The organism is Pedobacter humicola (assembly GCF_056490705.1).
Window position 1 is genome coordinate 360,038 of the sequence record NZ_JBWJIG010000005.1, and the last position, 10,969, is coordinate 371,006.

Here is a 10,969-nt window from a genome sequence, read left to right on the forward strand (position 1 = left end):
TTTTTTTATATCCCCGGTTGAGATCATCATCACTATTGTTTAACCAGATGAACTTTTACAGGAGCATCTTTCTTTAAAGCCATCGATCCGGTTGTTAATACCGTATCGCCAACTTTTAATCCTGAGGTGATGACGATGTTTTCATCGGTACGGGTTCCGGCCTCAACTTTAACTTCCTGTGCTTTCCCATCTTTCTGGATATACACAATTTTACCCTTTAAAACAGGAACTACTGCTTCGTTGGGAATAAGAATGGCATCTTGAAGGGTATTTAAGGCCAGTTTAATTTTAGCGAACGAACCCGGTAACAGTAGGTTGTCGGCATTGGGTGCCAGGGCCCTGATCTGTAATGTTCTGGTTGCCGCATTAATACCAGGTTCTATGGCATACACCTTTCCTTTATTTTCTTTAGCAGAACCATCAGTGGTAAAGGTAATTTCCGAATTCAGTTTAATCTGCCCGGCATATTTCTCAGGAACCGAGAAAGTAATTTTAACCGGGTTGGTGCTTACCAGATTGGCAATTACTGTTGCTGGTGTTAAATAAGTACCTGCAGAAATGCTGCGTAAACCCACTCTACCAGTAAAAGGTGCACGGATAGTCGTTTTAGCCAATTGCGCCCTGATGAGTTGGGCTTGTGCCTGTAATGATTTTAGATCGGCTAAAGAAGTATCGTATTCTTCCTGACTGATTGCACCTTTCGCTAAAAGTTGTTTTGCCCGGTTTTCATTTGTGCCCGAAAGTTTTTGTTTAGTCAATGCATCTTGTAGTTGTGCCTGTATATCCCGGTCGTTTACTTTTACCAGTACGCTTCCTTTTGATACGGTTGTGCCTTCCTGAAAAAAGATCCCGGTAACCAGGCCAGATACTTCGCTCTTCAATACAACAGATTCGTTGGCATCGATAGCGCCGGTAACCTCTAAATCGTTATCGAATGATGTTGCTTTTACTACAACGCCATCTACCACCAGTGGCGCCGATTTTCCATCTTTAGCGCCTGCTTTACCTTTTCCCGCGCCTGCAGATGCCCCGCCTTTTCCTTCCAGCTTTTTGTTTGCGTTAATTCTGTAATATACCAGATAGGCCAAGCCCACCGCTAAAACAGCATAGATAATATACCTTTTCTTCATGTTTATATTTGTGTCGTGCGTATTCCGAACATTAAAAATAAGATTAATGTTCCAGAATTAGAGCGCAAAAATATTCAAATAGTTTAGTCCTAAATTTGTTGTATTAAGGATGTTACCGATTTTAGTCCGGAGTTGGGAGCCGGAAGTCCGAAGTCTGAGGACAAAATAATAAGGCTTTCGCTATGAAATAATCAGTAAATTGGGGTTTGATGCACCTTAAGTGCCAAAGTTTATCTTGTTTTCTTTAAATCGCCAACGCCTTGTGCAAGGCAAAGCGAAACAACTATTTTACACCACATTTAGCTATTTTGTTCTAAAACCTCATCAATAAATATAAATTTGCAGCAAAACAAGTGAATATGTTTAATAAAAAATCAATTTTTAGTTTAGTTTTATTACTAACGTGTATTATGGCAGCGAAGGCGCAAGTAAAGATAGGCTTTGAGGTTTCCTTTAAAGAACCACAGGCACACTATGCTGAAGTTCAGATGAATATTGCTGGATTGGCAAAAGATTACGTTGATGTAAAAATGCCAGTTTGGACACCAGGTTCTTATCTGGTACGTGAGTTCGAAAAGAGTGTTGAAGAATTTAAAGCTACCGCTGGAGGAAAAACCGTTAAAGTAGAAAAGGTAAGGAAAAATACCTGGCGGATTTTCTCGGCAAAAGCGGCAAATATTCAGATCAATTACCGTGTTTATGCATTTGAGATTTCGGTACGTACACCTTTTATCGATGAGTCACATGCCTTTTTATCCCCAACAGGGATTTTTATGCACCCTGATGGTTTGATCAAATCGCCAAGTACGGTAAAAATCATTCCTTTTAACAGCTGGAGTAAAGTGTCTACTGGTTTAACGCCTGTTGCTGGTGAACAGTTTACTTATAAAGCGACCGACTTTGATATTCTTTACGATAGCCCTATTGAAGTAGGTAATCAGGATATTTTCGAATTTATGGCTTCTGGTGTTCGCCATGAGGTAGCCATGTACGGTGGTGGCAATTACGATAAGGAAAAACTTAAGGTTGATATGGCTAAAATTGTAGAACAGGAAACTGCAGTTTATGGCGAAAACCCAAATAAATATTACCTTTTTATTGTACATAACTTTTTAAAAGGAGGTGGAGGTCTGGAGCATTTAAACTCTACTACCTTAGGGGCAAGCAGAAATGCTTATAATACTGCTGAAGGGTACAAAGGCTTTTTGAGTTTGGTGGCGCATGAGTATCATCACCTTTGGAATGTGAAACGCCTGCGCCCGGTAGCATTAGGTCCATTCGATTATGATAACGAGAATTATACCACCAATCTCTGGGTGGCCGAAGGTTTTACCTCGTATTACGAAAATAAATATGTGCACAGGGCAGGTTTTACAGATGTAAATGAGTTTTTGAAAGACCTGGCTGGCGGTGTGGCAACCGTATTAAATACGCCGGGTGCGAAATACCAATCCGCTGCTGCTTCCAGTTACGATGCCTGGATTATTGGTTACCGCCCGAATGAGAACTCTAAAAACAATTCGATCTCTTATTATAACAAAGGAGAAGTGATCGGAATTTTGATGGATCTCGAAATCATCAATGCAACAAAAGGCACCAAAAGTTTGGATGATGTGATGAAAGCCATGTATTTACAATGTAAAACGTTGAAACGTGGTTATACCGATGCAGAATTTAAAGCCATGGTAGAAAAAATATCAGGAATAAGCTTTACCAATTTCTGGGCAAAATATGTGAATGGCGTTGATGATGCCGAGTATGTAAAATATTTTGGTTACGCTGGTGTTGATGTTTCAACGGAAAATGCAACGCCAGGTAAACCGGTTACAGGTGCTTCAGGTCAGTTAACCAACGAAGGCCTGGTAATTACTTCAACAACACGAAATTCTGCTGCCTGGATCAGCGGGTTAAATGTGAACGATGTGGTGCTAAGCTTAGATGAGACTTCTTTAAGTGATGCATTATCAACTATAAGGTTAAGAAGCCCTTTAATATCACTGGATATATTGCCTTTGGTAACCAAAAAGAACATCGGAGATGTGTTGAAACTAAAAGTTAAACGCGATGGCTTAGAAAAAGAAATTTCTTTAACCTTAAAAGAAAACCCGAGCGTACGTTTACAAGCAACCATAAACGGAAATGCAACACCAGCTCAAAAGGCCGTGTTGAAAAAATGGACGGGGATTTAGTCAGTCTCCGGTTAAAAGTTTTCAAATAGCAGTTAACATAAACTTCATAAAAAAATCCCGTAAGATGTATTTCTTACGGGATTTTTTATATCATACTGTAAGCTAAGCGTTTATCGCCGTGCGCCGAACGCTTTGCCTAGAAAGTATATCTAAAGCCTAAGCCAAATCTACCAGCGTTAAAATCGCTATCGTTGCTTCCGATATAAAGTCTTGGTCTCCAGTCTAAAGCCAGGGCCAGTGGAGCGCCAGAGAATTTGTAATCTAAACCAACCATTGGAACTAAATAGAAACTAGAACCGCCATCATACAATTGAATAGATGGACCACCACCTAAATACCAATCTAAACCTTTTGCTCCAGGGATTGAAGAATTGTATTGAAGGAAAGCCTGGATAATAGTAGAGTTTCCACCAAATAAAACATCACCTTGAATAGCTGCTTTTGAGCTGAAGTGATGTCTGATCGAAGGACCAACCAATGTTGCGCCATCTCCAAAATCTATACCCAAACCTAGTCCGGTTTTATAGTTTTGAGCTTTAACGGTTGTAGTGGTAAGGGCAAACAATGCAATGCATCCTAAAATTGTAAATAACTTTTTCATAATTTAAATGTTTTTGTAAAATAATTATCAGCCTAACAACTTTAATGCCGTTTATGTTTTTTTGGTCAAAATCTAAAATGATAAAAACAATGCTTGCATAGTAATTTTGTAATCACTAAGTTTATTTAAATATTTTTTACCGGAGGTAAATACAACGATTTATTCATCGTGAGGTATTATTTTCAATAAAGAAGCATATAGATATCAATCTTTATGTTTGATTTTTTAACTTAACCAAATATTATACGATTCATATGGCGGCAGAAATTAAACGGGTTTTTGATCTTTTGAAATATAGCCTCGAAAATCCTAAGCAAGAATTCATCAGCGGAAAAATTAAGGGAAAATGGATAAATTATAGTACATCCGATTTTTGTGCCACTGTTGATCACCTAAGCCGTGGATTGATTAAACGGGGAATTGCCAAAGGGGGCAGGGTTGCGGTAATGTCGCACAACAGGCCCGAGTGGAACATTGCAGATTTTGCGGCAAACCAGATCGGTGCGTACCAGATTCCTTTATATCCAACCCTCGCCGAACACGATATTCAGTTTATATTAAAAGATGCGGAAATTTCCATCATTTTCGTGGCCGATGAAGAACTGTATAAAAAAATCAAACCCTGCGCCGATGCAATAAGCCCTGATATCAAAATTTATAGTTTTGACGAAATTACCGAAGCCGAACACTGGAATGTTTTGATTGAGGCAGGCAAAGCAAATACCGATATCAATTTAGATGAATACCGCGATAAAGTTGCCCCCGAAGATATTTTAACTTTAATTTATACCTCTGGTACCACAGGCACACCCAAAGGGGTTATGTTAACACATAACAACCTCGTGGCAAATTTTGTAAACTCAGCGGTGGTAATGCCCGAAGGTGTTAAAAAAGGATTAAGCTTTTTGCCTTTGTCACATATTTTTGAACGCATGATCATTTATTTATACCTCTTTAATTATACCGGGGTGTATTATGCCGAAAGTATGGATACCATTGTGGCCGATATTCAGCATGTAAAACCCAATGCATTTTCTACCGTTCCACGTCTGCTTGAAAAGGTATACGATAAGATTATGGAGAAAGGAAAAGCGCTAACAGGAATCAAAAAAGGCATTTTCTTCTGGTCAGTTGCTTTGGCCGAAAAATATACCATTGATGCAGGAGCCTGGTACAATTTTAAATTGGGGATTGCCCGCAAGCTGGTTTTTAAAAAGTGGCAGGAAGCGCTGGGAGGTGAAATTGTGGTCATTGTATCGGGCGGAGCAGCATTAAATCCGCGTTTGGCCAGAATCTTCTGGGCGGCAGGCATGCCGGTTTTCGAAGGTTACGGATTAACAGAAACTTCACCCGTAATTACGGTTAACCACTTCGGTGGAACCCTGTTCGGATCGGTTGGGGAAGTAATTAAAGGTGTGGAAGTTAAAATCGCAGAAGATGGTGAGGTTTTAACCCGTGGGCATCAGGTGATGAAGGGTTATTACAACCGACCTGATTTGACTGATGAAGCGGTAGACAAAGAAGGCTGGTTCCATACCGGGGATATTGGGGAACTGGTTGATAACCGTTTCCTAAGAATCACCGACCGTAAAAAGGAAATGTTTAAAACGGCAGGTGGTAAATATGTTGCCCCGCAGATGCTGGAAAATAAATACAAAGAGTCGATCTTTATCGAACAGATTATGGTGTTGGGCGAGAACAGAAAATTCCCTTCAGCCCTGATTGTTCCAAATTTCGAAACCTTAAAAACCTGGGCAGGACGAAAAGGCATTGCTTTTACCTCGAACGAAGAAATCATTAAAAACGAACAGGTGCTTACTAAGTACAGTGAGGTGATAGAAGCCGCAAGTGTAGATTTTGGCAAATGGGAGCAGGTAAAAAGATTTGCCCTTTTACCAAAAGAATGGAGTATCGATGGCGGTGAGCTCACCCCAAAATTAAGCTTGAAAAGAAAAGTAATTACCGAAAAAAACAGTGAGGTAATCGAAAAAATATATAAAGATGCTGAAAACTATAAAGCCCCTCAATAATTTTAAAAGATCGTTCCTATCCCTCACCTGTATGGTATTGTTGGCTGGTTGCGTAACCGGACAATTGGGTAAAAACAATAGTGGCGAATATAAAAATGGGATGGTGGTTTCTGCCCATCCCGAAGCCTCTCAAGTGGGGATAGATATTTTAAAAAAGGGCGGCAATGCCGTTGATGCTGCTGTGGCGGTGCAGTTTGCGCTTGCCGTAGTGTACCCAAATGCCGGGAATATTGGCGGTGGTGGCTTTATGGTATACCGTGGGGCAAATGGCGAAATCAATGCTTTAGATTTTAGAGAGAAAGCAGCTGCATCAGCGGGTAGGGATATGTACCTCGATTCGGCGGGTAATCCGATAGTTGATAAAAGCCTTTACGGGCATTTAGCGGCCGGAGTTCCGGGATCGGTTGATGGCATGGTTGAGGCGCATCAAAAATATGGCAGATTATCCTGGGCAGAGGTATTGCAGCCGGCGATAGACCTGGCACAAAATGGTTTCAAAATCACCAAAAGGCAAGCAAGTGAACTGAATAGTCTGCACCGAAAGTTTATGGATTTTAATCCCAATGGAACGGCCTTTGTGAATTTAGAAAGTACCTGGCAGGAAAATGCTGTATTGGTTCAAAAAGAATTGGCCAATACCTTAAAACTGATTCAGGAAAAGGGAAGGGCAGGTTTTTATGAAGGCGCGGTTGCCGATTCTGTTGTAGCAGAAATGCAACGCGGCAAGGGCTTAATCACCAAAGAAGATTTAAGAAATTATCATTCGGCCTGGCGTAAACCTATTACGGGGAATTACAGAGGTTATAAAATTATTACCATGCCGCCAACTTCGAGTGGTGGCATTGCCTTGATCCAATTGTTACAATCTGTAGAGCCTTTTCCACTAAAAAGGTGGGGACACAATGCCGATTCTACCGTTCAGGTAATTGTAGAAGCCGAAAGAAGGGTATATGCCGATCGTGCTACGCATTTAGGTGACCCCGATTTTTATGCCGTTCCACAACAGCAGCTGGTAAATCCCGGATACAATAAAAACCGCATGGCGAACTTTAACTGGGCTGCGGCAACACCAAGCAGTGAAGTATTGGCCGGCGAAATAAAAGGAGCAGAACATGAAGAAACCACACATTTTTCTATTGTAGACCACGATGGAAATGCTGTTTCCATTACCACAACCTTAAACGGTTCCTATGGATCGCTGGTTGCCGTAAAAGGAGCTGGTTTTCTGCTCAATAACGAAATGGACGATTTTTCTGTTAAACCAGGCGCGCCAAATATGTATGGTTTAGTGGGTGGCGAAGCCAATGCCATTGCACCAAATAAAAGAATGTTAAGCTCAATGACACCCAGTATTGTAGAGAAGGATGGAAAATTGTTTATGGTGGTAGGTACGCCGGGCGGATCGACCATTATTACCTCGGTATTTCAGACGATTATCAATGTAATAGATTTCGACATGTCGATGCAATCTGCGGTAGCTGCAAAAAAGTTTCATCACCAATGGCTGCCTGACGAGGTGTATATAGAAAAGGACGCGGTTGATAGTTTGGCAATAGAAAAATTGCGTGCAAAAGGTTATAAAGTTGAAGTTAGAGGCCCAATAGGAAGAGTAGATGCCATTTTAAAAACCAAATGGGGCAATTATCAGGGCGGTGCCGATCCACGGGGCGACGATAAAGCCATAGGTTATTAGTGTTGAAAAGTTGATAAGTATTTTGACAAGTCTGTATTTTTGGTATGGCTATTGTAAAGGTTATATAACGCTTATTCAACGTTATAATAGAAACTTATGAAATTACAACTATTCAAAACACTACCGGTTGCACTCGCTGGTTTATTAATCGGATCAGTTGCTTCAGCTCAGGAGGGCCCGGCAACTTCAACAACGACATTCAGAACATGGTCGATTGGTGTTAACGCAGGTGTATTAACTCCAGTCTCTCCTTTAGGAGGTAAAAACGATTTTAGCAATAACAAATCGGGTTTTGGTTACGGCCTTTACATCAAAAAACAATTTACACCTTATTTCTCGCTGCGCTTGGATGGAGTTCGTGGTAAATTAAAGGGAGATAACACTGAAGCTTATGAAAGTGGTGCGGTAAACAATTCTCCTGTTAGCGCTTTCGATACAGAATTATCGTATTCTGGAAGTTTGAATGCTGTAGTAAACATGTTCAATATCGATATGTTTAAAAAAGAGAACACTTTACAGCTTTATGCTTCAGCTGGTGCTGGTATTGCCGGTTATAAACCAACGATTACAACTGCATCAGGAACTTCTTTATATGCTGGTGATAAAAACATTCACGAGTTGATTATTCCGGTAGGTTTAGGTGCTAAATTTAAAATTTCTGATGCTGTTAATTTAGATTTAGGCTGGACGATAAATTTTGTTGATGGTGATAACTTAGATGGTTACTACAGAAACGGAAATGACAAATACAACTACGCCTACGCAGGTTTAGAATTTGCTTTAGGAAGTGGAAAACAACTTGCTTTCCATAATCCGGTAGCCCTAACTTATGATGAAGCCTTAAAAGCAAAACAAACTGCAGAAGGTTTAAAATCTGATTTAAATGCCCAAAAAGCTGATAACGCAAAATTACGTGCTGAACTTAACGATATCTTAAAAGATTCAGATGGTGATGGTGTTGCAGATAAATTGGATAAATGTCCTGATACGCCTGCAGGTACTGTAGTAGACGGTTCTGGTTGTCCATTAAAAACTCCTGAAAAAGTTGTCGAAAAAGTAATCGTAACAGAAGAAGATCGTAAAGTGGTTAACGAAGCAATTAAAAACTTAGAATTCGATTTAGGTAAAGCTACTATCCGTTCTAAATCTTACGCTTCTTTAAACAGAGTCGCTGCATTGTTGATTCAGAAAAACTTCAGCTTAAAATTAGCTGGCCACACCGATAACACTGGTTCGAAAGAATTAAACTTACGTTTATCAAAAGACAGGGCAGAATCTGTTAAAGCTTATTTAGTTTCTCAAGGTGCTAATGCATCACGTATTGAGGCTACAGGCTACGGTATGGGCCAACCAATTGCTACGAACAAAACAGCAGCTGGTCGTCAACAAAACCGCCGTGTAGAGTTTACCCTTTACTAGTCTGTGTTTTTAACATACTTGTTGAAGCGCCCCGATTATCGGGGCGCTTTTTTATGTCTCAAAACATCTCTTTCCTGAATTTTTAATGAATCAATTCAATATCTGGTACGTAGGATGCTCGTGAAAATTAAGTGTTGAGATGAACCCTTTTTGAAGCCGGTTTGGGTTCCCGACGGAGCCGCGACAACATGGTTAGCCTGTTTTTAAATATTGAAAAGTCAAGATACCAATCAGGATTTTTGATTTTATGGGCTTAGAAGAACGCGGTCGTTATTGCAGAAACCTGTTCCGATTTCCCCGAAAGGCTTTTTCGCTTCTCCTGGCTATGACGACTATTTTTATCGAATGCCCCCGGAATTCTTATTTAAGCGAAACAATTACTTTTTTGATCTCGCTTAAATCATTCATTTCAAAATTTGGCGATTGCGGATAAAACCGTTGATAGATAATTTTATCGTCTTTGCTGTCGTAAACGCTGATTATTTTATCATCAGATCTTTGGGTGTAAACCACATATTTGATGGGCGTGTCTTGATTCAAGATTAAGCTGTCGAGCGCTTTGTATGGGATAAATTTGAGTTTATAATTATAAGGTTCGGAAATGATACCCGATGGTGGTAAAAGTGCCAGTCTTGATGAAAATACCTGTTTGATGTATTCGGGTACATACAATGTTTCCTTTGCCAGTTCGGGCAGGCGTATTTTATTATAAAACTGGTAATCGATACTACAGTTTTCATTCGCGAGTAATCCATCATTGATCTGTTTCAAATAACCGGTTAAAAGGCCGGGAGACCAGTTGAGGAAATTAGACTTGTTATAAAGATTGGATAACAGATTGTTTTTTATACTTCTTTTTGAGCCAAATTGCTGATCCTGCGTTTCAACAAGCAGGTTGGTGTTGCGATCGGCAAAAAGCGTAACTGTTGCCAGTATACTTTCTTCCTTTATCTTGGGTTTTTTAGATGGTGTTATTAATTTCAGTGCATAAACTACATTTATATTGGTTGTACTGTCTAATTTTTCGGCATAACCATCGAAATAGAAAAAAGAATAATTTGCTACTGTGTCATAGCGCGAAAGTTCTTCGGGTTTAATGATTTTATAGGGTGTAATGGTCCATGTTTTTTTAATGGCCTGATCAAACTTTTCCAGTTCGGCATAATCAGTATACTGTAGCGTGAATAAGGTTGTTGTTTTTTTAAAAGTCTCTAATTTAGGACTGCTTGCAAGACTTTTTCCGAAGTAAGCTACCTGACTTTGGCAAATGCTGCTGCATAAAATAAATAGGCTGAACAGGAATATTCCTTTTACATTTAACATATGGGATGTTTTCATTTGTGCAGGTCTATAATAGGAAAATTTTGACAAATATTTTGAATTTTTCTATTGCATTAACAAAATACATTCGTTAGCTTTGTTATGCAAGCATAATAAATTAATAAAATGAAACAACAACAAACCATAGATTACCACGTTAAGTTTGCCTGGCAAAATATGTTTAATAAATATAATCAAATGGCTTCCAGTTTTGGGATTACGCAGGCCATTGGATATATGCTGATTAATATAGATGATGCCGAGGGGACTGCAGTTTCAAATTTAGCCGGCTTGCTTGGTGTTAAAGCCACGAGTTTGTCACGCATGTTAAACAACATGGAAGAAGCCAATCTGATTTATCGCGAAACCTCTGCGGGGGATAAACGTTCGGTGAAGGTTTTTCTGACCGATTTTGGTAAAGAGAAGAAACAATTGGCCAAGGGGGTTGTTCGGAAATTTAATGAATATCTCGATGAGCATTTTTCTAAAAAAGAGAAAGAGACTTTTATTAATCTGTTGATAAAACTAAATGATATCACGGTAGCCTATACTGTTGATTAATAAATATAATAATCAATCCTGTTTGG

At 39.6% G+C, this 10,969-nt stretch carries 8 protein-coding genes; 5 read left to right on the forward strand and 3 right to left on the reverse strand.

The genetic code is table 11. The features are described 5' to 3' along the window. Positions 1-32: 32 nt before the first annotated feature. Positions 33-1,130 carry an efflux RND transporter periplasmic adaptor subunit gene (locus tag AC04Q1_RS11215; protein ID WP_478364605.1) on the reverse strand — a complete coding sequence of 366 codons (1,098 nt, stop codon included), beginning with the start codon at positions 1,128-1,130 and terminating at the stop codon, positions 33-35. A 410-nt stretch (positions 1,131-1,540) separates the two neighbouring features. Here AC04Q1_RS11215 and AC04Q1_RS11220 point away from each other — a divergent pair, with 410 nt between their 5' ends. Beyond that, positions 1,541-3,319 (forward strand): M61 family metallopeptidase, encoded by a 1,779-nt coding sequence (locus tag AC04Q1_RS11220; protein ID WP_478364607.1) that lies wholly within the window; start codon positions 1,541-1,543, stop codon positions 3,317-3,319. A 136-nt stretch (positions 3,320-3,455) separates the two neighbouring features. Here the strand turns inward: AC04Q1_RS11220 and AC04Q1_RS11225 are convergent, their stop codons facing one another. Beyond that, a complete protein-coding gene (locus AC04Q1_RS11225) occupies positions 3,456-3,920 on the reverse strand; it encodes a hypothetical protein (protein WP_316846328.1) in 465 nt (154 codons plus the stop codon). Between the two features lie 254 nt (positions 3,921-4,174). Here AC04Q1_RS11225 and AC04Q1_RS11230 point away from each other — a divergent pair, with 254 nt between their 5' ends. The 3 genes from AC04Q1_RS11230 to AC04Q1_RS11240 all read left to right on the forward strand — a co-directional run bounded on the left by AC04Q1_RS11230 (position 4,175) and on the right by AC04Q1_RS11240 (position 9,062). Continuing rightward, a complete protein-coding gene (locus AC04Q1_RS11230; protein WP_478364609.1) occupies positions 4,175-5,950 on the forward strand; it encodes an AMP-dependent synthetase/ligase in 1,776 nt (591 codons plus the stop codon). Next, positions 5,922-7,643: a gamma-glutamyltransferase gene (ggt, locus tag AC04Q1_RS11235; RefSeq protein WP_478364611.1), complete on the forward strand. Its 1,722-nt coding sequence runs from the start codon at positions 5,922-5,924 to the stop codon at positions 7,641-7,643. Before AC04Q1_RS11230 ends, ggt begins: the two co-directional genes overlap by 29 nt. Before the next feature lie 96 nt (positions 7,644-7,739). After that, positions 7,740-9,062 carry a DUF6089 family protein gene (locus AC04Q1_RS11240; RefSeq protein WP_478364613.1) on the forward strand — a complete coding sequence of 441 codons (1,323 nt, stop codon included), beginning with the start codon at positions 7,740-7,742 and terminating at the stop codon, positions 9,060-9,062. Positions 9,063-9,422: 360 nt separating this feature from the next. On the opposite strand, the gene AC04Q1_RS11245 is transcribed toward AC04Q1_RS11240, so the two are convergent. Further along, positions 9,423-10,400 (reverse strand): hypothetical protein, encoded by a 978-nt coding sequence (locus AC04Q1_RS11245; RefSeq protein WP_478364614.1) that lies wholly within the window; start codon positions 10,398-10,400, stop codon positions 9,423-9,425. A gap of 108 nt (positions 10,401-10,508) precedes the next feature. Between AC04Q1_RS11245 and AC04Q1_RS11250 the strand changes: the two genes are divergently transcribed. Next, positions 10,509-10,943 (forward strand): MarR family winged helix-turn-helix transcriptional regulator, encoded by a 435-nt coding sequence (locus tag AC04Q1_RS11250; RefSeq protein ID WP_055903221.1) that lies wholly within the window; start codon positions 10,509-10,511, stop codon positions 10,941-10,943. Positions 10,944-10,969: the final 26 nt, after the last annotated feature.